This is a genomic window from Saccharomonospora marina XMU15, assembly GCF_000244955.1.
GTDB classification, from domain to species: domain Bacteria; phylum Actinomycetota; class Actinomycetes; order Mycobacteriales; family Pseudonocardiaceae; genus Saccharomonospora_A; species Saccharomonospora_A marina.
The window spans coordinates 1644769-1671710 of record NZ_CM001439.1 but is presented as its reverse complement, the minus strand read 5'-3'; the positions used below and the strand labels follow the sequence as shown (position 1 = coordinate 1671710).

Annotated in this window: 21 protein-coding genes and 1 tRNA gene; 13 read left to right on the top strand and 9 right to left on the bottom strand. The window is 68.4% G+C overall.

Annotated elements, in window-relative coordinates:
- Positions 1 to 18 precede the first annotated feature (18 nt).
- From SACMADRAFT_RS07880 to SACMADRAFT_RS07860, 5 genes are all read right to left on the bottom strand, one after another.
- Entirely contained in the window at positions 19 to 2175 is a 2157-nt protein-coding gene (locus SACMADRAFT_RS07880; RefSeq protein ID WP_009153272.1) for a hypothetical protein, read from the bottom strand.
- A 72-nt stretch (positions 2176 to 2247) separates the two neighbouring features.
- Positions 2248 to 3924 (bottom strand): energy-dependent translational throttle protein EttA, encoded by a 1677-nt coding sequence (gene ettA / locus SACMADRAFT_RS07875; RefSeq protein ID WP_040925597.1) that lies wholly within the window; start codon positions 3922 to 3924, stop codon positions 2248 to 2250.
- Positions 3925 to 4035: 111 nt separating this feature from the next.
- Entirely contained in the window at positions 4036 to 4500 is a 465-nt protein-coding gene (gene ssb, locus SACMADRAFT_RS07870; protein ID WP_009153270.1) for a single-stranded DNA-binding protein, read from the bottom strand.
- A gap of 175 nt (positions 4501 to 4675) precedes the next feature.
- Positions 4676 to 6646, bottom strand: a complete 1971-nt coding sequence (locus SACMADRAFT_RS07865; protein WP_009153269.1) for a cytochrome c oxidase assembly protein — start codon at positions 6644 to 6646, stop codon at positions 4676 to 4678.
- An 89-nt stretch (positions 6647 to 6735) separates the two neighbouring features.
- The gene (locus SACMADRAFT_RS07860) at positions 6736 to 7923 is read right to left on the bottom strand and encodes an MFS transporter (RefSeq protein WP_009153268.1); all 1188 of its coding nucleotides are present in this window, start codon (positions 7921 to 7923) and stop codon (positions 6736 to 6738) included.
- Positions 7924 to 8018: 95 nt separating this feature from the next.
- Here SACMADRAFT_RS07860 and SACMADRAFT_RS07855 point away from each other — a divergent pair, with 95 nt between their 5' ends.
- The 3 genes from SACMADRAFT_RS07855 (at position 8019) to SACMADRAFT_RS07845 (ending at position 10152) form a co-directional block, all read left to right on the top strand.
- Complete coding sequence (locus SACMADRAFT_RS07855) at positions 8019 to 9101, top strand: LacI family DNA-binding transcriptional regulator (protein ID WP_009153267.1); 1083 nt, start codon at positions 8019 to 8021, stop codon at positions 9099 to 9101.
- 189 nt (positions 9102 to 9290) lie between these two features.
- Positions 9291 to 9692, top strand: a complete 402-nt coding sequence (locus SACMADRAFT_RS07850; RefSeq protein WP_009153266.1) for a peptidase inhibitor family I36 protein — start codon at positions 9291 to 9293, stop codon at positions 9690 to 9692.
- Between the two features lie 386 nt (positions 9693 to 10078).
- Positions 10079 to 10152, top strand: a tRNA-Arg gene (locus tag SACMADRAFT_RS07845).
- Between the two features lie 1202 nt (positions 10153 to 11354).
- On the opposite strand, the gene SACMADRAFT_RS07840 is transcribed toward SACMADRAFT_RS07845, so the two are convergent.
- Positions 11355 to 12161, bottom strand: coding sequence for a helix-turn-helix domain-containing protein (locus SACMADRAFT_RS07840; protein ID WP_009153265.1), 807 nt, complete (start codon positions 12159 to 12161; stop codon positions 11355 to 11357).
- A 112-nt stretch (positions 12162 to 12273) separates the two neighbouring features.
- Here SACMADRAFT_RS07840 and SACMADRAFT_RS07835 point away from each other — a divergent pair, with 112 nt between their 5' ends.
- The 4 genes from SACMADRAFT_RS07835 to SACMADRAFT_RS07820 all read left to right on the top strand — a co-directional run bounded on the left by SACMADRAFT_RS07835 (position 12274) and on the right by SACMADRAFT_RS07820 (position 18051).
- Entirely contained in the window at positions 12274 to 13128 is an 855-nt protein-coding gene (locus tag SACMADRAFT_RS07835) for an oxidoreductase (protein WP_009153264.1), read from the top strand.
- Positions 13125 to 13784, top strand: coding sequence for an SDR family NAD(P)-dependent oxidoreductase (locus SACMADRAFT_RS07830; protein ID WP_009153263.1), 660 nt, complete (start codon positions 13125 to 13127; stop codon positions 13782 to 13784). Before SACMADRAFT_RS07835 ends, SACMADRAFT_RS07830 begins: the two co-directional genes overlap by 4 nt.
- A 931-nt stretch (positions 13785 to 14715) precedes the next feature.
- A complete protein-coding gene (locus SACMADRAFT_RS07825) occupies positions 14716 to 16026 on the top strand; it encodes an ATP-grasp domain-containing protein (RefSeq protein WP_009153261.1) in 1311 nt (436 codons plus the stop codon).
- Complete coding sequence (locus SACMADRAFT_RS07820; protein ID WP_009153260.1) at positions 16027 to 18051, top strand: CocE/NonD family hydrolase; 2025 nt, start codon at positions 16027 to 16029, stop codon at positions 18049 to 18051.
- A gap of 15 nt (positions 18052 to 18066) precedes the next feature.
- Here SACMADRAFT_RS07820 and SACMADRAFT_RS07815 read toward each other — a convergent pair whose 3' ends face one another.
- Positions 18067 to 19284 (bottom strand): cytochrome P450, encoded by a 1218-nt coding sequence (locus SACMADRAFT_RS07815; RefSeq protein WP_009153259.1) that lies wholly within the window; start codon positions 19282 to 19284, stop codon positions 18067 to 18069.
- Between the two features lie 149 nt (positions 19285 to 19433).
- On the opposite strand from SACMADRAFT_RS07815, the gene SACMADRAFT_RS07810 reads away from it, so the two are divergent.
- From SACMADRAFT_RS07810 to SACMADRAFT_RS07795, 4 genes are all read left to right on the top strand, one after another.
- Positions 19434 to 20417 carry a PDR/VanB family oxidoreductase gene (locus tag SACMADRAFT_RS07810; RefSeq protein ID WP_009153258.1) on the top strand — a complete coding sequence of 328 codons (984 nt, stop codon included), beginning with the start codon at positions 19434 to 19436 and terminating at the stop codon, positions 20415 to 20417.
- A 25-nt stretch (positions 20418 to 20442) separates the two neighbouring features.
- Positions 20443 to 21645, top strand: coding sequence for a cytochrome P450 (locus SACMADRAFT_RS07805; protein ID WP_009153257.1), 1203 nt, complete (start codon positions 20443 to 20445; stop codon positions 21643 to 21645).
- A gap of 52 nt (positions 21646 to 21697) precedes the next feature.
- A complete protein-coding gene (locus SACMADRAFT_RS07800; protein WP_009153256.1) occupies positions 21698 to 22486 on the top strand; it encodes an IclR family transcriptional regulator in 789 nt (262 codons plus the stop codon).
- A 131-nt stretch (positions 22487 to 22617) separates the two neighbouring features.
- On the top strand, positions 22618 to 23955 hold the full coding sequence (locus SACMADRAFT_RS07795) for an MFS transporter (protein WP_009153255.1): 1338 nt from the start codon (positions 22618 to 22620) through the stop codon (positions 23953 to 23955).
- Positions 23956 to 24430: 475 nt separating this feature from the next.
- Here SACMADRAFT_RS07795 and SACMADRAFT_RS07790 read toward each other — a convergent pair whose 3' ends face one another.
- Positions 24431 to 24820 carry a RidA family protein gene (locus tag SACMADRAFT_RS07790; protein ID WP_009153254.1) on the bottom strand — a complete coding sequence of 130 codons (390 nt, stop codon included), beginning with the start codon at positions 24818 to 24820 and terminating at the stop codon, positions 24431 to 24433.
- 96 nt (positions 24821 to 24916) lie between these two features.
- Between SACMADRAFT_RS07790 and SACMADRAFT_RS07785 the strand changes: the two genes are divergently transcribed.
- Together SACMADRAFT_RS07785 and SACMADRAFT_RS07780 are read left to right on the top strand one after the other, a co-directional pair.
- Positions 24917 to 25276 (top strand): winged helix-turn-helix transcriptional regulator, encoded by a 360-nt coding sequence (locus SACMADRAFT_RS07785; protein WP_009153253.1) that lies wholly within the window; start codon positions 24917 to 24919, stop codon positions 25274 to 25276.
- Between the two features lie 133 nt (positions 25277 to 25409).
- A complete protein-coding gene (locus tag SACMADRAFT_RS07780; RefSeq protein WP_009153252.1) occupies positions 25410 to 26060 on the top strand; it encodes a LysE family translocator in 651 nt (216 codons plus the stop codon).
- Here SACMADRAFT_RS07780 and SACMADRAFT_RS07775 read toward each other — a convergent pair.
- The gene (locus SACMADRAFT_RS07775) at positions 26057 to 26872 is read right to left on the bottom strand and encodes an alpha/beta fold hydrolase (protein WP_009153251.1); all 816 of its coding nucleotides are present in this window, start codon (positions 26870 to 26872) and stop codon (positions 26057 to 26059) included. The two genes, SACMADRAFT_RS07780 and SACMADRAFT_RS07775, sit on opposite strands and share 4 nt — an antisense overlap.
- Positions 26873 to 26942: the final 70 nt, after the last annotated feature.

Here is a 26942-nt window from a genome sequence, read left to right as displayed (position 1 = left end):
CCTCGACGCCGGGCGCCGTTACTCGTTGCGGTGCTTGCCATTCACGCGGGGTCGCCGACCGGTCTCGCCGTGTTCATCTGGTTCGCCTTGTTCAACCCCGAGCCGCTTCACCAACGCGGCAGCGCTGGAGGTACCCGCCTGGTGTTCGGCGAGCGCCCTGGCAAGGAGTTCGGCCAGGCCCGCGTCCGGCGGTGGCTCCTCCGCGGGCACTCGGGGTTGCTCCACAGGTTCCCGGCGTTCGTGGTCGGCCTCTGCGCTCGGCCGCCCCGAGGAATCCGACTGCGAGTGCGACAGGGTGGGCTCCTCGGAACTGAGATCCTCCAGCGGCGCCAAGGACGGCGGCAGTTTCAGCCGCGGCAGCCAACCGTAGCCATCGGACGGTGCCGGTCCCACCGGCGGTAGCGGTCCGGTCTCGTCGACGGCGGGGCTCTCCTGCGTCGCGGCCTGCGAGAACTCGGCTTTCGAGGCAGCAGCCGGGCCCGTGGTCTCCGGTTGATCCGGTGCCTCGCCGTCGTTCGCCGCCCTTCGCCTGCCGCCTGCACCACCGGGTGAGATGCCGAGCCGATCCAGCACCGACCTCGCCGCGACCGAGCCGTGCTCGGAATCGTGCCGCTTGCGTCGGGAGTTGAAGGCAGGTTGAGCGTTGTCCCAGGTCGGTTGCCGCCACCCGGTACCGGTTGCGCGTTCCTGACGCTCAGGCTCCTGGCCACCGCGGTTGGGTTCCGGATCGGGATCGAAGCCCGGCCGTGGCGCCTGCGGCGACGCGGTTTCGTATTCCGGGGGAGCACTCTCGCTTTGCTCTGCCTGCTGCGCCATGCGCAGCATGGGCAACACGACCTTGCGCTTGCGATCCGGTGTGCCTTGCTCCGTGGGCGAGGTCGCCCGCCTGCGGCCTCCTTGCGCGACCTTCGGCTGCTCGCTGTCCCCCTGCGTCTGCCGCGGCTGTCCGCCTGCCGTTCGGCTCTGCTGTGGCGTGGTCGGCGCGGCCGCGGGCTGCGGCGCTTTCCCCGCGGAAGCCCGTGCCGCCGCGGCGACGACCTCCGCGAGATCCACGGGTGCCTGCTCACCGGAGCCGAACTCACCCGTCAGCGCCCCCCTGGCCTGGCTGCGGGTCCTGGCATGCAGGTGTTCCGACGCTCGGGCACGGTACAGGCACTGGATCGCCTCCGTCGCCTGGCCGATACGTTCCTCGACGTTGGCCAGCTCCAGCCACAAGCGTGCGGTCAGCGCATGCAGCCCGTGCCGGTCCACGCTGTGCACGGCATGCCGCAGAATGCGTGCCGCCGTCTCAGCCGAGCCGTTGGCCAGGTGAACCCGCGTAGCGACGGCCAACCGCAGCCAACCCACCGGCGCCACGCTCGCCGCCCGCTCGGGTGCGGTGACGAGAGGTTCGGCTATCTCCAGTGCGAGTTCACCGTCACCCCTGTCGAGCAGCGCGCACGCCAGCTGCAACACCAGGCGCGACCGCGCGAGCCCGCCATCGGCGCCCGCGTCCGTGAGGTTGTCGAGGAAGCCGATTCCGGTGCGTGCCGCATCTGCGGCCCCGACGAGGTCACCGTGCCTGCGCCGATGTGCCGAGATACCGACTCGCATCATGGCTCTGGCCACCAGCCTGGTGTCCGCATCCATGGTGTCGTCCACGGAGATGAGCCGGTCGCCCTCCATCAGTATCCGGTCGAGTTCGGCTTTGCGGCCCAGGGTGCCGAGGCAGCCCACGAGGTGACACAGTGCCGCCGCGCGCTGCGCCGCCGAAAGCCCACTCACGGTCAGCACCGGACGGAGCACTGCAAGCCCGGTCAGCGGCGCTCCGACGCTGCGGGCACACACCGCCAGGTCGGTCCGCAGCTGCGCGGCCATCGGCTGCTGCCCGGCATCCTCTGCCGCACGTAACGCGGCGACCGCCCTTGCCACCGTCGACGCACGGTGGCCCAAGCTGACTCTGGCCTGCACGACCAGTGTCTCCGCGCGAATCCACAGCTCGTTCCTGCCCGCCGACTCCGCGATCGAGGCGGCTCGCTCACCGAGTACCAAGGCGAGTTCGGGAGCACGCACCTGCAGCAGTGCCGCCTGCCGGACAAGCTGCTCGACCGCGGCGGTCGCCCCGTCCTCACCCTCGCGAACAGCGGGATGGCGACCGTTGGCCGCCTTTCGGCTGGTGTGCTCAGTGGCTCTCACGGGGACTCCGCTCAACGGTTGCTCCGGGTGTTCGCTCAGTGCTGGGGACGCTGGACGTTCACACCGCTGTTGTCAATCGCGGGTCAACTTGCGGTGCGTCACCCGGTGCGGCCGAGCGGCTTCCTGCCCCAACCGGTCGATCTTGTTCTTCTCGTAGCCCTCGAAGTTGCCCTCGAACCAGAACCATTTCGCCGGGTTCTCGTCATCTCCCTCCCAGGCGAGAATGTGTGTCGCCACGCGGTCGAGGAACCAGCGGTCGTGCGAGATCACCACGGCGCAGCCCGGGAACTGCTCCAAGGCGTTCTCCAGCGAACCCAGTGTCTCGACGTCCAGGTCGTTGGTCGGCTCGTCCAGCAGGATCAGGTTCCCGCCGAGTTTCAGCGTCAACGCGAGGTTGAGACGGTTGCGTTCACCGCCGGAAAGCACTCCGGCGGGTTTTTGCTGATCCGGACCTTTGAAGCCGAACGCGCTGACGTACGCCCGCGAGGGCATCTCGACCTGGCCGACATGGATGTAGTCGAGTCCGTCGGACACGACCTCCCACACGGTCTTGTTCGGGTCGATACCGGCCCGCTGCTGGTCCACATAGGACAGCTTCACGGTCTCGCCGATCCGCACGCTGCCCGAGTCCGGCTCCTCCAGCCCGACGATCGTCTTGAACAGTGTCGTCTTGCCCACCCCGTTGGGCCCGATCACACCGACGATGCCGTTGCGCGGCAGTGTGAACGTCAGGTCATCGATCAGCAACCGGTCGTCGAAGCCCTTACGCAGGTGCTCGACCTCGACAACGATATTGCCCAGTCGCGGCCCCGGCGGAATCTGGATCTCTTCGAAGTCCAGCTTCTTGTTCCGCTCGGCCTCCGCGGCCATCTGCTCGTAGCGGTCCAGGCGCGAACGGGACTTCGTCTGCCTGGCCTTCGCGTTCGACCGGACCCACTCCAGCTCGCTCTGCAGCCGCTTGGCGAGCTTGGCGTCCTTCTTGCCCTGCACCTCGAGTCGTTCGCGCTTCTTCTCCAGGTAGGTGGAGTAGTTGCCCTCGTACCCGACGACTCGACCGCGGTCGAGTTCCATGATCCACTGCGCGACGTTGTCGAGGAAGTACCTGTCGTGGGTCACCGCGAGCACGGCACCGGGGTAGTTCGCCAGGAACTGCTCCAGCCACAGCACACTTTCGGCGTCGAGATGGTTGGTCGGCTCGTCGAGCAGCAACAGGTCGGGCTTCGACAGCAGCAGCTTGCACAGGGCGACCCGGCGGCGCTCGCCACCGGACAGGTGTGCCACCTGCTCGTCCCCTGGCGGGCAGCGCAGCGCGTCCATCGCCTGCTCGAGTTGCGAGTCCAGTTCCCAGGCGTCCGCGTGGTCGAGTTCCTCCTGCAGCTTGCCCATCTCGTCCATGAGCTCGTCGCTGTAGTCGGTGGCGAGCTGTTCCGCGATCTGGTTGAAGCGGTCGAGCTTGACCTTGATCTCGCCGAGCCCCTCCTCGACATTGCCGCGTACGGTCTTCTCCTCGTTCAGCGGTGGTTCCTGCAGGAGAATGCCCACGCTGGCCCCCGGCTGCAGGAAAGCCTCGCCGTTGCTCGGTTGGTCGAGCCCAGCCATGATCTTGAGAACGGTGGACTTGCCCGCACCGTTCGGTCCCACCACGCCGATCTTCGCACCGGGGTAGAACGCGGTGCTGACGTCGTCGAGGATCACCTTGTCCCCGACGGTCTTGCGCACCTTCTTCATGGTGTAGATGAACTCGGCCATACAACGATCGTAGAGCGAGCCTGCTGGCTCCCTGACGCCGGTCACCGTCCCGGCACCGACCGTAGGCCGTTCTCCCGCTTCGTGATCGGGCATATACCCACCGCGACGCGCTCATGCCGCCGTCACCCGCTGCCCGGTCCCGGTTTGGTCGCCGCCGGTGGGCCCGAACTCACCGGGCCGGTCACACGATGGGGGACCCGATCGGGTGCCTCGACTGTCTCGCCGCACACTGGCACTGCATCTGGCGAGGTTCGGGCCGATCGCCAGCGCTTCCAGTTCGGGAATCGACCGAGGCTGCCCCTCGGCCTCGTACCGGTTGGTGTAGAGGCGCCCGTTGACGATCACCGGGTCGCCCTTCGACAGCGAGGCGGCCACGGTGTCCGCAATACGTCGCCAGCAGGTCACCCTGATCGAGAAATGCCGCCCATCGGTCCAGCCTCCGCTTTCCTTGTCGAACCTTCGCTCGTTGCTGCGCAGCCAGAAGCTGACCACCTCGTCGCCGCTGGCCAGCGTCTTGCGGTTCAGTTCACTGCACACGTTCCCGACCACGGTCAGGTGTGTCTCGCCGATCGCCACGGTCCTCGTCCCTTCGTTCGCCCCGGTGCTGGGGAGCAGGCTCCAGCCTGCACCGTCGAGGCCCACTGGATCGCGGAGACGCAAGATCTGTGGACAACCGGCCGGTAGTTGAACAACCGGGCCACAGCCGACCGCGATGTGAGGAAGTTGTCGTGGTGGTGTGGTAGCGCAGGCGTCACCTACGTGGCTCGCCTTGCTCGGCCAGTCGCTTCAGCATGGCGTTGTACGCGGCGAGGTCCTGGCCGCCGGTGGCGTCCTCGCGGCGGTCGCGTCGCCGTGCCTCCCTCTCGTCTGCTCTGGCCCACTGCATCAGCAGCGCCACCATCACGATGACGACAGGCAGTTCCCCCGAAGCCCAGGTGATACCCCCGCCCAACTGCTGGTCGGTGAGCAGATCACCCACCCAGGGCAGATTGAGACCCCGGTAGAAGGTCTCACCGATCACGGTCTGCATATTCATCAACGTCACGCCGAAGAAGGCGTGGAACGGGATCGCGGCGAAGACCAGGCCCAGCTTGCCCAGCGGCGGCAACCTGCGTGGGGCCGGGTCGACCCCGATCGCAGGCCAGAAGAAGACGTACCCGGCCAGCAGGAAGTGCGCGTTCATCGCCAGGTGAGCCCAGTGGTAGTTCAAGGCGGTGTCGAACAGCCCCGAGTAGTACAGGCCGTAGAAGGAACCGACGAACAGGAACAGCGCCACGATCGGGTTGGTGAGCACTCTCGCCACCGGCGAGTGGACCGCGGCCAGCAGCCACTCGCGAGGCCCGGGGGCCGCGTCCCTGCCCGCTGCGGGCAATGCGCGCAACGCGAGAGTCACCGGTCCTCCCAGCACGAGCAGTACCGGAACGAACATGGACAGCAGCATGTGGTTGACCATGTGCACGCTGAACATCGCGGGTGCGTAACGTCCGATGCCGGAGGACGTGGCCAACAGCAGCAACGCGGTGCCTGCCAGCCACGCCGCCGTGCGACCCGCGGGCCAGCTGTCCCCCCGGCTGCGCAGCCGCCGCACGCCCGCCAGGTAGAGCACGGCAAGCACGATGGCGGCCGTGCCGTACACCAAGTCGAACCGCCAGTCTGTCAGCAGCCGCACGAAGGTGGGCGGGCCGTGCAGGTCGTAACCGATGAGCAGCTCGGTCGTCGAGGGCTGAGCGTAGATCTCCGCGGGCGGCGGCGTACGTGACAGGGCCGTGGCGAGGCCGATCGTCACGAACATGACGAGCACTTCGACAGCGGCCAGCCGCACGAACTGCCCTTTCGCGGAACCGGAGTCGGCCAATCGCGGCAGTGCGCGCTTGCGATGCTGGTGACCGAACACGCCTAGCACCACGAGGGCGACCACCTTGCCGAGCACGAGCAGGCCGTATTCAGTGCGCAACAACTGCTCCGGAGCCACCCGCACCAGCGCGTTCACCACGCCGGAGGCCGCCAGTGCCACCCAACTGACCAGAGCGATCTTCGAAAACCGACCCGCCGCGAGCGTCAGGTGGTCACCGCCGCGCCGCGCGTGGGCCAGTAGCGCGATCAGCCCGCCGACCCACACCGCGGCGCCGATGAGGTGGTAGAGCAGGCTGTTGGTCGCGACGTCGTGCGAGCCGCCGCTGGCGGAATGCCCTGTCGCCGCGATCGGGATGATGCCGCCTACCGAGACGAAGAACAGCGCGGCCGTCCAGCCCCAGGACAACACCAGACGGCAACCCAAAGCGATCAGCATCGCGACGAACGCGGTGAGCAGCCATGCCTTCGGTTGCTCGATCGCCTCGACGTAGTTGAGCAGCACCTGCGGGTTCAGGACCTCCATGACTGGCCTGCCAGCGCCGTCGGCCGCGGTGAAGAACATCGAGGCCATGGCCAGAACGAACCACAGCCAGGCTGCCGAGCCGGCCGTCCGCAGTGCGGCGTAGCCGTCCACGGCCAACGTGCCCGACCGCTGTGGCGGCACCAGGAAGGCCGCGAGCAGCAGCGAGCCGATGGTGACCGCCGCGGCGACGTCGGCGCCCACACGCACCACCACGATGCCGTACCTGGTGACATCGCCGGGATCGGTCAGCCCCGCGACGGCGTAGCTGAGCCCTCCCGTCAGGGCGACCAGGCCGACAGCGAGCACGGTCGCCAACAACACTGCGACGGCCAGCAGCGGCGCCATGGCCGCGCGGCGACGAGTGGCGGCGGCCGGAGCGGGTTCGGCTGCGGTGGACACGGATACGAGGGTAGGCCGACCTCGCGAAGTCCCGGTCAGCGGACCAGGTCGGCCGCACGCGGCTGTTCCCGCGCGAGCCCTCGCGTGGCGGCGACCGTGGCGGGGGCGATCACGGCAGCGATGACGCCGACGGCCACGAAAGACATCGACAACGAAGTCAGGTGTGCGATGCCACCGATCATGGGTGGGCCCGCGAGGAACCCGGTGTATGCGATGGCGGTGACGAAGGCCACCTCTCGTTCGCCACCGCTGCCGTCCGCACGCTTACCCGCTTCACCGGCGAGCCCGAGCGCGATCGGGAAGCACCCGGCCAGACCCACACCCGCGAGCACGAAGCCGGCGTAGCTCACCGACGGGATACCGACGGCGGCCGCTGCCACCAACCCGAAGCCGGCCAGCGCGGCACCACTGACGAGCACCCGCGCCGGACCGAACCTTGCCTGCGCCCACGACCCCGCGAGCCGCGCGAGTGCCATCGACAGTGTGAAGCCGGCGAACGCGAGCGCGGCGAGGCCCTCTCCCGTGCCTTGCTCGGTGGCGAGCAGCAGCGCGGACCAGTCGGAACTGGCGCTTTCGGCTATCGCCGAGCACAGTGCGATGGCGGCAAGCCACCACAGCGCGGGGCGGCGGGCGGGGCGACCTCGGCCCGTGGCCGCTCCCGTTACCCGTTTCAACTCGCGAGCGTGGCCCGGCAGCCACCTGACGACGGCCATGAGCAACACACCACCCGCGAAGGCGGCCGCGGCGAAATGCCAGGTGGGCGACCAACGCGCGGCGGCGGCCAGCGCTGCCATGCCGGAACCGGCGAGCGCACCGAAGCTGAATCCGGCGTGGAACAGCGGCATGATCGGCTTGCCTTCCCAGCGCTCCACGACGACACCAGCCATGTTCATGGCCACGTCGAGCGCTCCCGACGTCATGCCGAGCCCGAACAACGCGATGCCGAACCACGCCAGGGACGGTGCGTAACCCAGCAACGGCAGAACGCCGCAGACGGCGAGACCGGAGGCGACGATGACGGCCCTGCTGCCGAAGCGCTCGACGAGTCGGCCGGACATCGCCGCCGCGAGCAACATGCCGACGCTGCCCGCCAGCAGAGCGAGGCCGAACCTGCCCGGTCCAGCATCGATCTGCTCCGCGAGCGCGGGCGTGCGCGGTGCCCAACTGCCGAGTGTGGCTCCGTTGAACGCGAAGATCAGCACAACCGACATCCTTCGCGCCACCTCGACACCCCCTTACCCGGCAGTAAGCCTTGCCCCAGCCTGTCTTAAGCGCTTCAGAACCGCAAGGGGGTTTGCGTGTCGACTAGGCTTCGCGTGTGGCAAGCACGCGGCGGAAGCAGCCGACTCTGGACGACGTCGCGCAGGCCGTCGGTGTGTCCAGGGCCACGGTCTCCAATGCCTACAACCGGCCCGATCAGCTTTCGGCGGAGCTGCGAGACGAGGTGCTGCGGGCGGCCAGGCGGCTGGGTTACCCCGGCCCGGACCCGGTGGCGCGCAGTCTCGCGACGAAGCGAGCAGATGCCATCGCCTTCATGTTGGACACCGGCCTTTCCTCCGCGTTCTCCGATCCGGCCCTTTCGATCACGCTCGATGCACTGGCTGCCGTGGTGGACGCCGAGGGGCACGCATTGCTCCTGTTGCCGGGCGGGGATCACGGGGGGCCGCGCGCGCAGCGGGTGCTGTCGGCGCAGGCCGACCTGGCGGTGGCTTACTCGCTGGCGGACGGCGCGCCGGCACTGCGGGCCGTGCGGGATCGAGGGCTGCCGCTGGTGGTGATCGACCAGCCGGTGGTTTCCGGGTCGGCGCGGGTGGAGGTCGACGACACCGGCGGCGCCATGGCCGCCGCGCGGCATCTGGTGGAGCTGGGGCACCGGCAGGTCGGCGTCCTTTCGGCCCAGTGCCTGTCGGAGCCCAGGGACGGCCCGCTGTCGATCGCCGAGGCCTTGAGTAGCCGGTTTCGCGACAACCGCGACCGCCTGGCGGGATACCTCGAGGTCCTGGCCTCGGCAGGGGTGCCGGGTGAAGAGGTGCCCGTGTGGGAGACCTCCGGAATCTCGCGCGAGCAGGCATTCCACGCGACGGTGGGGCTGCTGCGATCGCGACCTCGGCTGACCGCGCTGCTGTGTATGTCGGACGAACTCGCACTCGCGGCGCTGTCGGCCGCGCGGCACCTCGGGTTGCGGGTCCCGCAGGAGCTGTCGGTGGTCGGCTTCGACGACACACCACCCGCGAGGTGGGCGGAACCCCCGCTGACGACGGTGCGGCAGGATCTGGTGCGCAAGGGCACGGTGGCGGGAGAACTGGCGCTGCGGTTGCTGGCCGGACGCAAGCCGCCGAAGCCACTCACCCTGCCGACGGAACTCGTTGTACGGGAATCCACCGCCGCCCCATCCCGTTAGCATTTCGCACCTGCGCGCACCAGCCTTCCATGTTCTTGTGGATAACTGCCACTCGAACGAGTTGCGCGCGTCTACTTATCCACAGTCACGCAAATTTCCGGTGACCCCGCACTCGGCAATTCGGCATCGTTGACTCCACCTGCCAACCCGAACGAATCCATTCCCTGAAGCGACAGGAGGATCGACACGATGCACAGTCATCTTGCATTCCTACGAACCTGGCTGCCCGGTGTCCTGGTGCTGACAACACTGTTGCTGTCCGGATCGACGGCCGCGAATGCGACGCAATCACCGACTCCTTCACCGTCGCAGGCACACTCCTGCCAGAAAGGAGAGTTCTGCAGCTGGCCTGAGCCGGACTACGGCGGAGCCGTCATACGCTTCGACTTGCGCAACACAAACCCCGAGGAGTGCATGCCATTTCCCGACGGTTTCGAAGCGAACGCGTTCGCCAACCACATCGATCGGCATGTGACCGTATATCAGGATCGCGAGTGCTCCACAGAGGCCGACTTCAGCACCTATCCCGGGCCCGGAACGTTCGTGCCACGAAGTCCCTACGTCGTGCGAGCGATCCAGATATGGAACTGACGTCACGGGAGTTCGACGGTACTCGCCGCGGAGCACGCCACATTGCCCGACTGACGGCAGAACCACCGCTGGAACGGATACCGACCGACACGTCAGGTGCTGGGCACGCGGTTGCCGCGAATGGGGAACGGTGAGCGGCCGGGTGCTCCGGGGGGTCGCGAGGCGATACGCCGCGGCCCTGGTCGCGGGCATACGTTCGACCGCCGTATGCCCGCGGCCGCCGTGGCTCGAGAATCGGCGGCCGGTGTGTCATTGCTCACCTGCAGCGACGCCTGACGTCACCAGTATGGGTGAGGGGTGAAACGAATGGCCGGTCTCGAACGATCAGATCGACAGTGGTGGCTAAGCTGGAGTTACGTGGCGTGACCAGCAACGACCGCCACTGGGCCCTCGTAGCTCAGCTGGATAGAGCAAGAGCCTTCTAATCTCTAGGTCGCAGGTTCGAGTCCTGCCGGGGGCACTTACCTGATCAAGCATTTCCGCACGTCAGCATAGCGGCGGGAACGCTAATCCCCAGGTCAGGTTCCGGTCGGCCTCTCATGCAGATACGGCGACCCGCGTTGGCCCATGGCAGCGCGTCGCGCGCGGGTCGGTCTTACGCAGGTACGGCCCCGCGTTGGCCGCTTCGGCGGCCAGGCCGCCCCGGGCTGCACCGGCACGCGCGTCGGACTCCCACGCGCGTCGGACTCCAGCGTCCGCTCGCTCGGCGCCTGATGAGTGCACCGGTCGAGTCAGGTTGGCCGGTCGTGGCCATTCGCGGCGTTCGGTCCGCTGACTGTCTGTCAACTGGCCGGGATGCTGGGTGTAGCGCCCGACCACGGTGAGCCTGGTTGTGAGCGACCGCAGCCGCAACGGGTCTTGTTGTGGCACGAGGACCACGGGGACCACGAGGACGTTGACCGACCGCCGCAGGCGCTTCGTCGACATCAGCCCTGAGAGCCGTCCGGTGATCGCTCAATGGCTGCTGTCTGCGGGTGCCCACGGGCGGCGGCATGCTCTCACCCACTGAGCCCACCACAACAACAGAGTTTCGTCGACACGTCGCTTCGGTACGAGCCGGCCTTCTCGGTCGCAACCGCAGCTGGCACCAGCGGGCGATCAGGAGCACATCTCATGTCCCAGCAGACGCGGCGCCAGCTGCCCACGGGCACTTCATCGGGCACTGTCATCGGCTCGGGCGTAGCTGCAGCGACCCAGTGGCATGCGAGTGCGTCTCCATAGCGCCACAAGGACAGCATGAACGTGATCGACGGCCGCTTCCGTAGCGCTCCGTCCTGTCGCTGAACGGGTCAGCCTCGACTCCGCTTGCGGGCAGCACCTGCCACGCGGCGGGCAGGATGCCGGAGCAAGCTGCGAATCTTCGGTGTGCGAAGCAGATCTGCTTTGCGGTTCGGATGTGTCGGCCGTGTCTCGCGTGGGTCTGCGGGCTAGCGAAGCTGGGAAGGGAGTACCGCGGCCTGGCCGGCGTTCCAGGTTGGTTTGGCGGGCAGGTGGGACGCGTCGGCGCTGCTCTGCTTTCGCCGAACCCACCAGTGGTTACGATCCCCCGCGGGGATCACTTGGCCGGGTGTAGGGTAGTCCGCCTCGTCGCCGTGGACGATCGCACGTTCCTGCTGGGCTTTCGCGATTCGCCGAGGCACCGGTAGTCGCGCACCGAGTTGCTCAGCCGAGGCTGCTGAGTGCTTCGTGGTTCTCGCTGCCGGGTTGCAGGAAGTACACGTACAGCACGTGCCCCTCGGGTCCGGCAATCGCGAAGGTCTCGAAGCTGAGACGGACGAGGCCGACGCCGTCGACGCGCAGCTGTTTCTCACCCGTCACGCGGTCGTGCACGTCGTGGGAGTCCCACAGTGCCCGGAACGTCTCACTGCGCTCACGCATCCCCGCCACGAAGCCGTCAAGCTCCGCGCCACGCGTGGCCGCGGTGGCGCGCAAACCTGCGACGGCCTGCGTGCTGATCTCATTCCAGTCGGGGTAGACCTCTCGCGCCCTCGGGTCGAGGAAGGTGAACTCGATCAGGTTGTGTCCCACACTCCACGCCGGGTTGACCCTGGCGGCGAGCGGGGTGCCGGCCAGCACGTCGCGGCTGGGGCCGACGACGAACGCGGGCATGTCGGCCCACCGCTCCAGCAGGTGCAGAACTCCCGGCCGCACGGTGTGCGCGGAAGCAGCATGGGGGGTGGCAGGCGCCAGCGACGGCATCGCGAGGGACCACAGATGGGCGCGCTCGGTGTCGTTCAGAAGCAGCACGCGGGCCAGGGCGTCGAGGATCTCACGGGACGGATGCCGGTCGCGGCCCTGCTCGATCCGGGTGTAGTAGGACGGGCTGAGCCCGGCGAGCAGCGCCAATTCCTCGCGGCGCAGACCTTTGACTCGCCGTCGGGTCGTGTGAACGACGCCGGCGGAGGCGGCGTCGACCTTCTCCCGCCGGCTGCGCAGGAAGGAGCCGAGCTCGTTGCGGTCGCGTGCCATCCGGAACAAGGTTACCGCTTCTGGCAGTCGTGGCCAGGCGCCAGCCTGTCCCTGCGGGAGCCACCTTCAGCGGGGCCTGGCACGCTCGCGAGCCCACCTGTCCCATGGAGGTATGTCGAACGACACCCACGAATCGACGGTGTGGCTGATCACCGGATGTTCCAGCGGTCTGGGCCGCGCTCTGGCTGAGCACGCCCTCGAGCGCGGTGACCGGGTCGCTGTCACCGCCCGCGACAGCACGGCCGTGGCAGGCCTCGCCCGCAGGTACGGCGACCGCGCGCTGGCCCTGCGGCTGGACGTCACCGACCCGGTATCGGTCACCGCCGCCGTCCAATCTTGCGAAGAGACGTTCGGACGCGTCGACGTCCTGGTCAACAACGCCGGATACGGCTACCTCGCCGCCATCGAAGAGGGCGAGGACGCCGCGGTCCGCTCCCTGTACGAGACCAACGTGCACGGCGTGGTCACTGTCCTCAAAGCAGTGCTGCCCGGCATGCGGGCCCGCCGCTCGGGACGGGTGGTCAACGTCTCCTCCTTCGGTGGCCTCGCGGCTTTCGCCGGAACCGGCTACTACCACGCCACGAAGTTCGCGCTGGAGGGTCTGTCGGAGTCGCTGGCGGCGGAACTCGCGCCGCTGGGCGTCGCGGTGACGATCGTGGAGCCGGGCGGCCTGCGCACCCAGTGGGCAGGACGGTCGATGCGGCAGTCGCCCACGCGCTTGGACGACTACGAGCAGACGGCGGGCAAGCGCCGTGATGCCACACCGGCCGTGTCCGGACGCCAGCCCGGCGACCCTGCACGAGCCGCGGCGGCGATAGCCACCGTCGTGGACAGGGCCCGGCCACCCTTGCGGCTGCTGCTCGGCTCCGACGCACTCGCCGGAGCACGCGCCCGCGTGGACCGGATGCGACGCGAGATCGACGCCGACGAGGCGCTGACCAAGACCGTCGATCTGGAGCAGGCATGAGCGACGCGGGCTCGTTCATCGTGATCGGCGCCGGGCCGGGTCTGGGCAGCGCGGCGGCCCGCCGGTTCGGCCGTGAGGGACATCCGGTCGGGCTGATCGCGCGCAACGCCGATCGTCTGGCGACGGTGGCCGCCGACCTGGACTGCAAGGGTGTAGCGACCGCAACCGAAACCGCGGACGTCACCGACGCCGAGGCACTCTCGGCGGCAGTCGGCGTGCTACGCGAACGGCTAGGTCCGATCGAGGCAGTGCTGTTCAGTCCACGACCGAGCCTTGCGTGGATCAAGCCGGTACTCGACACCGGGCCGTCGGACGTCGCGAGTGCGCTTCGACTCAGCGTCGTCGCCGCCGTGGCTGCTGTCCACGCGGTGCTGCCGGACATGTGCCGGCGAGGACGCGGCACCCTGCTGTTCACCACCGGCGGTGCCGCCGTCGAGCCACACCGCGACCGCGCGGTGTCAGCAATGGCCTATGCGGCCGAGTCTTCCTACGTGCGCATGCTGCACGACGCGCTCGCAGATCAAGGCGTGCACGCCGCGCAACTCACGATCGTCGGGCCCATCGGCCCAGGAGCACGGCACGAACCGGACGCGGTGGCCCAAGAACTGTGGCGGCTCCACACCGAACACGACCGACCGCTCGCCGTCTTGAGGTGAGCCCTGCGCCGGCGCCGCAGCTCCACCTTGGTGCAGGTTGTGCCTGCGTTGGCGGGAGTGGAGACCGGCGAGGGCCTGGTCGCCGGTCTCGCGGTCGCGGACGCACACTGCTCTCCCCGGTTTCTTCGTCCCGTCCCTGGCCGGCTACCAGATCGCCTACGAGCTGTTCCAGCCGGCCCGAGGTTGCCAATGACGCGACTTCCGCAAACCGTAGAAGGCCAACGCTTCCGTCTTGCCTATCCCCACCATCCACATAGTCCACTGTCGGGTCGCAACGCAGACCCACGATGGATACGGTGGATCGGCGTGACCGAACCACGTCGGGCAGCGGTCACGAGGAGCCATGTGGGGAAACGGGGTCGGACAAAGGTTGGCGCCCCTGCGCGAGAAGGTGCCCACGGGCGCGGTCGACATCAACCCTTCGCAGTCGGTGGCGGTGGTGGCGAAGGGTCGCTCAACGTCCGCCCGGGGTCACTGCTCGTACGCCATGTGATCACTGCGGCCGTTGTCGGGCCAGTTTCCATGCCGAGCCCGCGCAGTCGGCGGGTAGCGGCGGCAGCACATTGCCGGCGACGTTGGTGCTCCACCTGTGGCCGCATCCCGTGTCGCATTCGTAGAAACCGCTCACCGGCGTCTGCTGGCCAGGCTTGAACGTCGCATTACTCTCAATGGTTGCCATAACGGCGACATACCCAAAGCCTGCTGTCTCAACACGAATCCCCCACGTGCTGAATCATGCGGTAACGGGCGTCGCGCGTGTGGGAACGCACAGGGTGAGCGCGGCTGCTCGATAGGTGACTGCTCGCCCGGCATTGCGGGAACTGGGGCTGCAGTGACGTTTGTGGCTACCTGGTCGGTGGGTACGTCGATCGGACGACAACGACGGACGCATGGTGTCGCAGTCGCCGTGCGTGGTGGGAGGTGTGGGCCGGTGAGCCAGATCGACGTTTTCGTGCTGGGTCTCGACGAGGCGAATCTTCGCACGCTCGGCGATGTTCCCGGTTCGGTGCGTTATCGGTTCCATCCGCTGCTGAGCCCGGAGCAGCTGCAGCGCGGTGAGATATCGGTTCCCGATCTCCTTGCAGCAGCGCAGGACGAGTTGGACAGCTTCGAAGGCGACATCGGCGCCATTGTGGGCTATTGGGACTTCCCGGTCACCACGATGATTCCGCTGCTGTGCGATCGCTACGGCCTGCCGAGCGCGACACTGGAAGCGGTAGTGAAATGCGAGCACAAATACTGGAGTAGGTTGGAGCAGGCAAAGGTCATCGACGAGCACCCCAGGTTCGGACTCGTTGACCTGGACGCCCCTGCTCCTCCCACCGGCTTGCGTTACCCGATGTGGCTGAAACCGGTGAAGTCGTTCTCATCGGAGTTGGCCTACCGTGTGGACGACGATGCCGAGTTCACCGAGTCCGTGAAACGAATCCGGGCCGGAATAGACCGGGTCGGCAAGCCGTTCGAATACTTCCTCGAACAACTCGACCTCCCTGCGGAGGTCGCGGCGGCCGGTGGCAGGGCGTGCCTCGCCGAGGAGGCCATGTCGGGAGCGCAGGCGGCGACCGAGGGCTACGTGCACGGCGGTGAGGTCACGGTGTACGGCACACTCGACTCGCTGAACTACCCCGAACACCCCTCGTCGTTCCTGCGCCACCAGTATCCCTGTCAACTACCCGCTCCGATGGTACGGCGCATGGAGGACATCTCGGCCCGGATCATCGGCCAGATCGGACTGGACAACTCCACCTTCAGCGTCGAGTTCTTCTGTGACACCGAAACCGGCGAAGTCAACGTGCTGGAGATCAATCCCAGACACTCACAGTCACATGCCGAACTGTTCGAGTATGTCGACGGCGTTCCCAACCACCATCTGATGATCAGCTTGGGACTGGGTGAGAACCCCGACCTACCGAGCAGGACCGGGCCGTACGAGCTCGCCGCGAAGTGGTACTACCGTCGGTTCCGCGACGGCGTCGTGCGGCGGGTACCGAGCAAGGCCGAGGTCGACCAGGCTCAGCTCGAGATTCCGGGCGTGGTGATCGATGTCATCCCCGCGGCCGGCGAACGGCTTTCCGAATTGGACGGACAGGACAGTTACAGCTACGAGCTCGCACACATCTACGTCGGGGCCGACAGTGAGGCGGAGCTGCAGCGCAAGTACGAGCAGGCGGTTCGGCTGCTGCCTTTCGAGTTCGATGACGACGACGAGTTCGACGACGACGAGGAGGAGGCCGGCCGCTGAATGCGCACGGTTTACTCACTGCCGTACGACATCGTCGAGGAGGACAACGTCTCGATTCCGGTGTCCGACGGCACCCGTCTCGCCGCGCGGATCTGGCGCCCGGTGGCGTCCGACCACGATCGCTTCCCCGCCATCGTGGAGTACATCCCTTACCGCAAGCGAGACTTCACCGCCGTTCGCGACTCCATTCACCACCCCTACCTGGCGGGCCACGGCTACTGCTGTGTCAGGGTGGACCTGCGCGGCACCGGCGAGTCGGAGGGGGTCCTCACCGACGAGTACCTGGAGCGGGAGCAACTCGACGCCGAGGACGTGCTGGAGTGGGTGGCGAGCGCGCCATGGTGCACCGGCAGGGTGGGGATGATGGGCATCTCCTGGGGTGCGTTCAGCGCGCTGCAGGTGGCGGCGCGTCGACCGGCGAGTCTGTACGCCATCGTCATCGCCTCGTTCACCGACGACCGCTACGCCGACGACATGCACTACATGGGCGGCTGCCTGCTGTCGGACAACCTCGCCGAAGCTGGAACGATGTTCGCGCACAGCACGCTTCCGCCGGACCCGGCGGTGGTCGGCGAGCAGTGGCGGCAGATGTGGCTGCAACGGCTGGAAGGCGCGAGACCCTGGGTGACCGAATGGCTGCGCCACCAGCACCGCGACGACTACTGGCGGCACGCTTCGGTCTGCGAGAACTACGGCGACGTGCGCTGTCCCGTGCTCGCCTCGAGTGGCTGGGCGGACGGCTACTCCAACGCCGTCATGCGGCTACTGCGGCAACTGGACGTGCCGCGAAAGGGGCTGGTGGGCCCGTGGTCGCACAAGTTCCCGCATCTGGGTGAGCCGGGCCCTGCCATCGGCTACCTGCAGGAAGTGGTGCGCTGGTGGGATCACTGGCTCAAGGACATCGACAACGGCGTGCTCGACGGCCCGATGCTGTACGCCTGGATGCAGGACAGTGTGCCGCCGTCGACGTCGTACGAGCAGCGCCCGGGACGCTGGGTGGGGGAACCGTGCTGGCCGTCGCCCCACGTCCGGTCGCTTCGGTTTCCGTTGGACCGTCACCGGCTGGCCGAGCGGCGCGGCCAGGTTCCCGAGCGGGAGCTGCGAATCAGCTCACCGCTGTCGGTCGGGCAGTTCGCGGGGAAGTGGGCCTCCTACAACGCGCCACCCGACCTGCCGTACGACCAGCGGGAGGAGGACGGCGGCTCGCTGGTGTTCGAAACCGACCCGCTGCCGCAGACCTGCGAGATCCTCGGTGCCCCCGTGGTGGAACTCGACGTGTCGGCGGACCGCCCCACCGCGATGATCGCGGCGCGGCTTTCCGACGTCGCGCCCGACGGGCGAGCGACGCGGGTCAGCTACGGGTTGCTCAACCTCACGCATCGAAACGGCCACGAGCGGCCGGAGTGCCTGGAACCCGGCAGGCGGTACCGGGTGTCCATCGAACTCAACGCCGTGGCCCAGGCCTTCCCGCCCAGCCACCGGATCAGGCTGTCGCTTTCCACCTCGTACTGGCCGTTGGCGTGGCCGCCTCCGGAACCGGTTGTGCTGTCCGTCCATACCGGATCCAGCGAGCTGGTGCTCCCGGTGCGCCCGGCAGAAGAACCGGACGATGCCCCGCGCAACCCTTTCGGTGAAGCCGAAGGCACGGCACCGGTGTCCACCACCCGGGTGCGGCCGGGGCGACACCGCTGGGATGTCACTCGCGACCTGGACCGTTCGGTGTCAGCGTTGGAGATCGAGAAGGACTCGGGTACCGTTCGCCACGACGCGATCGGGCTGGAGGTTTCCCGCGCCGCTCACGAGCGCTACACGAGCACGGCCGACGATTTCGAATCGGCCCGAGGCGAGACCACCTGGACCGTTGCCTTCGGTCGGGGTGAATGGCAGGCGTGCACGGTTACGCACACCACGTTGTCCTGTACCGAGAGCGAGTTCGTCGTCGACGCGCGGCTGGATGCCTACGACGGCTCGCGCAGGCTGTTCTCCCGCGACTGGCACGACGTGATCCCGCGAGACCATGTCTGACGGTGCCGCGGGCGGTCACTGCCGCGCGCGGTCCAACGCGAAGACCACCCCGCTACGGGGGCGAGTCGGCACCCTGGACACGTCGAAGTCGAGATCCTGCGGTGGCATTACGAGCGGCAGCCGCGCCAGACTGCGCGTGGCGACCGCGAGCATCGCCAGCGTGGCGTCCTCGCCGGGGCAACGGTGACCGGTGTCGACCTCGCCACCGCCCTGCGGCACCAGGGTGTCCTTGTCGACGGTCCCGGTGAGGAACCGGTCCGGGTCGAAGCGGTCGGGGTCGGGCCACCGGGCAGGGTCGTGGTCGGTGCCGTGCACGTCGAGCACGACCAATCCGCCACGCGGCACCTGGAAGCCGAGGACGTCCTGCTTGCCGCGTGCCCGCGCGGCAAGCACCGGCACGAACGGGTAACAGCGACGGGCCTCCTGCACGAACGCGTCGAGGGCCGCGCGGTCGCCCTCCGCGATGCGGCTGCGCCACTCGGGGTGCTCGTGCAGCGCCTTGCCCGCGAACGCCACGAACCACGAGACGGCCACGGTCGGGCGCACCACGTTGAGAAATGCGGTCGCCGCGACCCTCTGCGGCAGCGGGTTGCCGTGGTGGTCACGGGCGGTGGCGGCGGTATGCAGTGCCGTGCCGGGCTCTGGGTGAAGTTGCTGCCTTCTGGTGCGGCGAACCAGCCGCTTGGCCCACCTGCCCAGTCGCAGTCGCGCCACGACAGCCCGCAGGTAGGCGCGGCCCGGCGTGGCGAACCCGTCGAGCACGTCGGCCAGTTGCCGGGCGCGGCGTGGTAGTTCCCTCGGCGCGTGCGGTACCCCCGCCCACGGCAGCACGGCAGCGGTGAGCACCTGGACCGCCTCGTCGAACAGCACGACACGCTCGCGGCCCTGCCAGCGCCGCGCGGCCAACTCCCATTCCCGCTCCGCTCGTTCGGCGAGCCCGGCCACGGCGTCGGGAGTGAGCAACCGCAGGTACATCGCCTTGCGTTCGTGGTGCTCGGTGCCGTCGAGACCATGCACCGTTCCGGGGCCGAACAACACCAGCTTCAGCGGCAGCGGGAACGCCCCGCTGCGTCGCAGTCTCGGGTCGTAGAAGCGGCGCACGCCGTCCGGTCCGCCGACCACGACGGCGGCGCGTCCGAGCAACCTGCTGGGCACGGCGGCCGCGGTACCCCTCAACCTGCGTCCCCACGGGTAGCCTTCGCGCAGCAGCTCGAGCGAGCGATCGGTTCTCATACCAGCGGACTACCCTGCCGGGGCACGGCCCTACACCGCTTCGCCGTCTCATGAGGCTACCGCCCGAGATTCTCATTGAACGAGAGCCGGGCTGTCGCCATCGCGTCCCCGCGCCGCATGCTGCCCGCAGTCGTGCGAGGAGGCATGAGGTGAGACAACTCAAGGCTCAGCGCGCCACGACGGCGCGGGCGGCCAACGCGGTGCCACTGGTCGTGACCGCGAAGCAGGAGGCGGCCGAGGGTGTGGTGACGCTGTCACTGGCGCGCCCCGACGGCGCGCGCCTGCCCGACTGGACGCCCGGTTCGCACATCGACCTGATACTCCCGGGTGGGCTCACCAGGCAGTACTCGCTGTGCGGCGACCGGTGGGACGCCCACACCTACCGCATCGGTGTGCTTCGCGAGCAGGCAAGCCGGGGTGGCTCCGCCTACGTGCACGACGCGCTCCGCATCGGCGACCAGGTCAGGGTCGGCGGGCCCCGTAACAACTTCCCGCTCGTACCGTCGCAGGACTACGTGTTCATCGCGGGTGGCATCGGCATCACTCCGCTGCTCCCGATGATCCAGCAGGCCGAGTTGCTCGGCGCGCGGTGGTCGCTGCTCTACGGAGGCCGTAAGCGCACGTCGATGGCCTTCCGTCGGGAACTGGCCGCCTACGGCGACCGGGTACAGGTCGTGCCCGAGGAAGAGCAAGGTCTGCTCGATCTCGACGCCTGGCTCGGCGAGCCCCGACCAGGTGTCAAGATCTACTGCTGCGGACCCGCACCGCTGCTGGCGGCCGCGGAGCGAGCCTGCCGCGACTGGCCGCCGTACGCTCTGCGCACCGAACGTTTCACCTCGGCGGCGCAGGACGCGCCCGCACGAGACGAGCCGTTCGAGGTCGAACTGCGTCGCCGCGGGGTAACCCTCACCGTGGGGCCGGACAGCTCCGTGTTGCACGCCGTGAGGCAGGCAGGCGTCGACGTGCTGTCCTCGTGCGGGCAAGGCATCTGCGGCACCTGTGAGACGACTGTCCTGGAAGGACAGCCCGAGCATCGCGACTCGATTCTCGCCGACCACGAACGCCGCGAGGGAGACTGCATGTTCATCTGCGTCTCACGCTCGCGCAGCGACCGCCTCGTACTGGACCTTTAGCCCACACCGCACGGAGACCACGACGATGACCGATGTTGCGACCGTCCCCACCAGCGACCACGACCCGTTCGGCCCCGACGCGCTGGAGGACCCCACGCGAATGCACGCGCAGCTGCGCGAAGCGGGGCCCGTGGTGTTGCTGGCTCGCTACGGCGTCTACGCCATGGCGCGCTACGAGCAGGTGCACGCCGCCCTCGTCGACTGGCAGGACTTCCAATCGGGCGCGGGCGTGGGGTTGAGCAACTTCCGCTACGAAAAGCCGTGGCGCCCACCCAGCCTGCTGCTGGAGGCCGACCCGCCTCGCCACGACGCGCCGAGGCGGGTGCTCAGCGGCATTCTCGGGCCTCGCGCATTGCGCCGGTTGCGGGATCGGTGGTTCGCCGAGGCGGAGGCCCTCGTCGAGGAGGTACTGTCCACACCGGAGCTCGACGTCGTGCCCGCGCTCGCCGAGGCGTTCCCGCTGCGGGTCTTCCCCGACGCCGTCGGGGTCGGGGAAGAAGGGCGGGAAAACCTGTTGCCCTACGGCAACTTCGTCTTCAACGCCTTCGGTCCGCCCAACAGTCTCGTAACCGAGGCGATGCCGGACATGCCGCGCTGGTCGGAATGGGTCAACGCACAATGCGCCCGCGAGGCACTCAGCGGCGACGGGTTCGGCGCCGCGATCTGGGCCGCCGCCGACCGCGGTGAGATCACCCACGACCAGGCACCGCTGGTGGTGCGGTCGCTGCTCACCGCCGGTGTCGACACCACGGTGCACGGCATCGCGGCCATGCTGTACGCGTTCGCGACGCATCCTCAGCAGTGGCGCAGAGTCAGGGAACGACCACAGCTCGTCCGTGCCGCGTTCGACGAGGCAGTGCGCTGGCAGTCACCCGTGCAGACGTTCTTTCGCACCGCCACGACCGACACCACCATTGGTGGCGCCGTCATCCCGGAGGGCAGCAAGATCCTCATGTTCCTCGGTGCGGCCAACCGCGACCCACGCCATTGGACCGACCCGGACACGTTCGACCTGGAGCGCGACCCGTCCGGGCACGTCGGTTTCGGGATGGGCCTGCATCAGTGCGTCGGGCAGCACGTCGCCCGGCTTGAGGCGGAGGCTCTGCTGACCGCGCTGGTGCGCCGCGTCGAGCGACTGGAACTCGTCGGCTCCCCGCTGCGCCACCACAACAACACGCTGCGTGCGTGGGCTCGCCTGCCCATGCGGTTGCACACCCAACCCGATTGACGGTGCCGGGTTCGACCCCGTCGAACCGCCCACAACCTCGTAGGATGCGGATATGGCACGCTCACCGAGCGGTGAGTCACTGCTCACCCGTGCCGTGCGCATCCTGGAGGCGTTCGACGCCGACACGCCGGTACTGACCGTGACGGAGATCAGCCGTCGCGCCAAACTGCCGCTGGCGACCGCGGCCCGGCTCGTGGACGAGATGGTGCGGCACGGCCTGCTCCGCAGGGACGCACGGCGGACCGTGCGGATCGGCGTCCGGCTGTGGGAACTGGCACAGCGCGCCTCCCCCACACTCGGCCTGCGCGAAGCCGCGATGCCGTTCATGGAGGACGTGCAGGCGGTCGTCGGCCACTCCACCCAACTCGGCGTGCTCGACGGCAGCGACGTGCTTTTCGTCGAGCGGCTGTCATCCCCTGGCGCGGTCATCAACCTCACGCGCATCGCGGGGCGCATCCCGCTGCACGCGTCGTCGGGCGGGCTCGTACTGCTCGCGCACGCCGACCCCGCGCTGCAGGAGCGGGTAATCGCGCAGCCGCTGCGGGCATTGACCGATGAGACCATCACCGATCCGAAAGCGCTGCGGGCCAAGCTCGCCGAGGTGCGAGAGCAAGGCCATGCGCTGTGCGCGGGCCACATTCACCCTGACGCCACCGGAGTCGCGGTACCGGTCCGTGGCAGGGCGGGGCAAGTGATCGCCGCGCTGGGCCTCGTCGTCCCCAACGACGGCCAGGCATGGGCGAGCATCCCGCTGCTGCGTGCCGCCGCGAGGGGGATCAGCCGCGCGCTGGCCTCACCGCGGACCGCGGGCGGCTCCACCGCGGCACCAGCGACGGAGTAGCCACACGGCCGCGGCGCGGCCGATCGGCGACTGCTTCATTCAATGAGAGTCCGGCTTGTTCCCTCGGCAACGCGCCCGCAAGCTCTTGCGCCTGCTCCCGTTCACCTTCGGATTCCAGTGAGGCAAACCGAATGAGCATTTCGCTTCGGGCTCGCATCGACGCGAGTCCCATGTCCGCATTCCAGTGGTCCGCTATCGCGATCTGCGTACTGCTCAACGTCTTGGACGGCTTCGACGTTCTCGTCATGGCCTTCACCGCCAACGGCGTGTCACAGGAATGGAACCTGTCGTCCTCGGCTCTGGGCCTACTACTCAGCGCAGGTCTCGTCGGCATGGCGCTCGGTTCCCTCGCCCTCGCGCCGCTCGCCGACCGCATCGGCAGGCGCGCCCTGATCCTGATCTGCCTCGTGATCGCCTCCAGCGGAATGTTCTTCTCGGCAGTCAGCCAGGCGCCGGTCCAGCTCGGACTCACCCGCGTGCTCACCGGCATCGGTATCGGTGGCATTCTCGCGAGCAGCAACGTGATCGCCGCCGAGTTCGCCAACGCTCGCTGGCGCGGGCTCGCGGTGAGCCTCAACTCCACCGGCTACGCGATCGGTGCCACAGTGGGCGGTATCGTCGCTGCCCTGTTGCAGCAGGAGTCCGGGTGGCGCTCGGTGTTCGGCTTCGGCGCCATTGCGACGGCGTTGCTCATCCCCGCCGTGCTGTGGCGGTTGCCGGAGTCGCTCGACTTCCTGCTCACGAAACGATCGGCGAGCGCGCTGGAGCGGATCAACAGACTGCTGACGGCCATGCGCCATCCTGCGCTGGAGTCGATGCCCGCCGCGACGACCACCGCCGAACCCTCCTCGGTCGGCAACATCCGCAGGCTCGGTTCGGCGCGGCTGCGACGCAACACGCTGCTCACCTGGCTGAGCTTCTTCATGGTCATGTTCGGGTTCTACTTCGTCACCAGCTGGACTCCGAAGCTCCTCGTGGAGGCCGGGCTGTCCGCGACGCAGGGCATCACCGGCGGTGTGCTGCTGAACCTCGGCGGCATCTTCGGCACCACCCTGCTGGGCTTCCTTGCCACCCGCATCGCGCTGAAGCACGTGCTGGTGGGATACACGGTTCTCACCGCGGTACTGCTCACGGTGTTCGTCCCCGCCACCGCCACACTCGTGACGGCCTTCGCCGTTGGCGTGCTGATCGGGCTGTTCGTCAACGGCTGTGTCGCCGGTCTGTACGCGCTCACGCCGTCGATCTATCCTGCCGACGTTCGCGCGACAGGCGTCGGCTGGGGCATCGGGATCGGCCGCATCGGCGCCATCCTCTCCCCGGTCGTGGCGGGTTGGTTGCTCGATGCGGGTTGGGGGCCGGGGCAGGTGTACCTGCTCGTCGCGGCGTTCCTGGTCCTCGGTGGTGTCACCGTACGCGCACTGCGGGTCGACACCGCCCCGACACCGAAGCAGGTCGCCACGCAGCCCTGAAACCGCGTGTCGTTGGAACGGCCCCGGTGGTCGAAGGGCTGCCGGGCCTTCCACCATCGGGACCGACGATTGCGGCTGCCACCTCACGGCGGTAGTTCCGTCGGCGGCGCGGTGCACGGCGAGCTTGGCACGACTCGACCGCGGTCATACCTGGCTTCGCGAAGTCCTCACCGACACGGGCGCAGCCGTCATCGAACGACACGGGCGCAGCCGTCATCGAACACTGTGGACTCGTTCACGTCGGCGGGAACTACGCGGGCGACCCACCCGACGTCGTCATCGACCTGTCCGACGCCCACATCCGGGACGCCTGCACCGTCGCGTACTCGACGCCATCACCACCAAGTACGAATCGCGCGGCACCCCCGTCACCGTCGTCGGCATGAACCCCGACAGCAGGCAGCGGCACAACACACTGGCAGGCACCCTCACCGGCTCGCATTGACGTGCCCGCGTCGAATGCGAAAGGCGGCGACTACCCGGCCACCGCGATCGCGTCGATCTCCACCAGCCAGTCGGGTTGCGCCAGCCCTGCCACCTGCAGCAACGTGTCGGCCGGGTAGGGCTCGGTGAAGTACTCCTCGCGTAGCCGGATGATCTGGTCCAGGTAGCTCATGTCGGTGACCATGATGGTCACCTTGACGACCTCGGCGAGGCTGCTGCCTCCCTGTTCCAGCACGGTCGCCAGGTTGCGCAGCGCCTGGCGTGCCTGGGTTTCGAAATCCCCGACACCGACGGTCCGACCGTGCTCGTCGATCCCGGCCTGGCCGGATACGAAGATCAGACCGTTGGCCTTGATCGCCAGCGAGATGCGGTAGGGCTCGTACCAGTCGGGGTCGTGTTCCACACGTTGCAGCAAGGTCATGGGGAAAGCCTCGGCCTTGGCTACGATCAGAACAAGTACGGTCTTTGATGACCAGTACTATCAGGCTGGATAGTATCGAGGTCAGGGGAGGCTCACATGGCTGCCCGTATCGAAGCGTTGGCCGAGGAATGCATGGTCGAGGCCGCGCTGGAGGTCATCGGCGGCAAGTGGAAGCTGGTGATTCTTCGACATCTGCTGCAGGGCACCATGCGCTTCGGTGAACTCGACAGGGCGCTGCCTGGCATCACCCCTCGGATGCTGACCAGGCAACTACGGGAACTGGAAGCCGACGGGCTGGTGCGGCGCACCGTGTACCCGCAGGTGCCGCCCAAAGTGGAGTACTCGGTCACCGCCATGGGAGCGAGCCTGCGCGACATCACAGCGCAGCTCGAGCGCTGGGGACACCACTACCGGGCATGGAAACTCGGCGGAGACGGAGATGGCGCCGACGGCTGACCGGGGCCCCCGCGGCCTCCCGTGGGCACCGGCGGCTCCCGACGTCACCGGTCGCTGCCTCCCCCGGCCCGCGGAACTGGCCGGAGCGCAAGTCGGTTGAGCCCGCCTGCCGCACGCGAGCATGATGCGGTCCATGCAACTGCCCGGCTCACTGTTCGCCTTTGCCACCGCTGTCGTGCTGATCTCGGCCTCGCCGGGCCCGGCCATGGCGCTGATCCTGCGGCGTGCCGCGCTGCGGGGGTTCGCGGGCGCGGTACCCACGGTGCTGGGACTGCAGGCCGGTCTCTACCTGTGGGCGCTGCTGGCCGCGGGAGGGCTGGCCGCGCTGGTCGCCGCATCCGAGGTCGCCTTCGTCGTGCTCCGGGTGCTCGGTGCCGGGTTCCTGCTGTACCTGGGCGTCAGGATGTGGCGTGAGGCATGGCTCGGCCGCGGGGACGAACCCGCGACCGATGTCGGTGCGCGGGTGCCCGCCGACGTCGAACGGGGATGGCTCAAGGCGTTCCTCGAGGGTTTCGTGGTGATGCTGGCCAATCCCAAGGCGGCGGCGTTCATGGTGGCCTTCTACCCGCAGTTCATCCCGGCCGAGCACCCGCTGTTCGCCACCACGGCGGTGCTGGCGCTGCTGCAGGTGGCGATCGAGATCGTGCTGTACCTCGGGCTCGCCGCCGCGGTCGGCCGCGCGAGCGACTGGTTTCGCCGACCCGTGATCCGGCGCAGGCTGGAAGCTGTGAGCGGGACCGTTCTGGTCGCTCTCGGCATCCGTATGGCCGCCGAAGGCCGCTAGCAGCCGCGGCGGCAACCATGGTCGATCTGGGCGAGAAAGCGTCGGATCTCGGGGCCGAGTGCTGCGGCGAGATCGTCGGCCGTGCGCAGGTCGGCCGAGAACGCGTCCGGAACGAGCCGGGCATCGGGCAGCACCTGCGCGACGCGCTCGGCCAGCGCTGCCGGGTGGCGCCGATCTATCCCGGGAAACACCAAGGTCGGCGCGGTGATCGGCGCGAGTTCGGCGACGTCACGAAAGGCGCGGTCGCGCCCGATCGCCGCTGCCGCCGCGACGCTGTCCTGGTCCGACCGTGGGATGGCGTCGCGGACCAACGTGCCGATGATCGGGGCGAGTCCCGGCAGGATCGGGGCCCATGCCGCCTCGACGCCCTGGGTGCGCACCCGCTCGGCGAAGGCGTCCATGAAGGCGATCTCCTCGGCTTTGGCGGCATCGTCCTCGATGTCCTCGACGCTGACGAGGATGGCGGCACTGACCCGGTCGGGGTGTTCCAGCGCGGCGCGCAGCGTGATGGTGGCGCCGAGGCCGGTTCCTCCGACGGCGGCCTGGTCGAGGCCGAGTTGATCGAGCAGGGCCACCACGTCCTCGGCGTAGCTGGACCAGGTGTGGCGAGCGGGATCCGCGCAGTGTGAGCGACCGTAACCGCGTACATCGGGAAGCACGACGGTGTGGGCGGCGGCCAGCTCATGGGCGAGCGGAAGCAGGCTGTGATGGTCGGGTCCGCCGCCGTGCAGCAGGACCACTGCGGGTCCCTCCCCGACCGTGGTGGCGAACAAGCGACAACCGTCGCGGCCTCGGTAACCGAACTCTCTCACCGGCACTCCAATCCAATCTTGTCTTTGTCAAGATAGTCTGGGAGGGTGGCCTGGTCGAGGCCGGATCGAA

Coding starts and splice junctions, on each gene's coding strand:
- SACMADRAFT_RS07815 (WP_009153259.1), bottom strand. CDS start 19,284: ATGAGAACCGATCGCTCGCTCGAGCTGCTGCGCGAAGGCTACCCGTGG.
- SACMADRAFT_RS07800 (WP_009153256.1), top strand. CDS start 21,698: ATGGCACGCTCACCGAGCGGTGAGTCACTGCTCACCCGTGCCGTGCGC.
- SACMADRAFT_RS07820 (WP_009153260.1), top strand. CDS start 16,027: ATGCGCACGGTTTACTCACTGCCGTACGACATCGTCGAGGAGGACAAC.
- SACMADRAFT_RS07805 (WP_009153257.1), top strand. CDS start 20,443: ATGACCGATGTTGCGACCGTCCCCACCAGCGACCACGACCCGTTCGGC.
- SACMADRAFT_RS07785 (WP_009153253.1), top strand. CDS start 24,917: ATGGCTGCCCGTATCGAAGCGTTGGCCGAGGAATGCATGGTCGAGGCC.
- SACMADRAFT_RS07795 (WP_009153255.1), top strand. CDS start 22,618: ATGAGCATTTCGCTTCGGGCTCGCATCGACGCGAGTCCCATGTCCGCA.
- SACMADRAFT_RS07850 (WP_009153266.1), top strand. CDS start 9,291: ATGCACAGTCATCTTGCATTCCTACGAACCTGGCTGCCCGGTGTCCTG.
- SACMADRAFT_RS07790 (WP_009153254.1), bottom strand. CDS start 24,820: ATGACCTTGCTGCAACGTGTGGAACACGACCCCGACTGGTACGAGCCC.
- SACMADRAFT_RS07835 (WP_009153264.1), top strand. CDS start 12,274: ATGTCGAACGACACCCACGAATCGACGGTGTGGCTGATCACCGGATGT.
- SACMADRAFT_RS07865 (WP_009153269.1), bottom strand. CDS start 6,646: ATGGCGCCGCTGCTGGCCGTCGCAGTGTTGTTGGCGACCGTGCTCGCT.
- SACMADRAFT_RS07830 (WP_009153263.1), top strand. CDS start 13,125: ATGAGCGACGCGGGCTCGTTCATCGTGATCGGCGCCGGGCCGGGTCTG.
- SACMADRAFT_RS07780 (WP_009153252.1), top strand. CDS start 25,410: ATGCAACTGCCCGGCTCACTGTTCGCCTTTGCCACCGCTGTCGTGCTG.
- ettA (WP_040925597.1), bottom strand. CDS start 3,924: ATGGCCGAGTTCATCTACACCATGAAGAAGGTGCGCAAGACCGTCGGG.
- SACMADRAFT_RS07840 (WP_009153265.1), bottom strand. CDS start 12,161: ATGGCACGCGACCGCAACGAGCTCGGCTCCTTCCTGCGCAGCCGGCGG.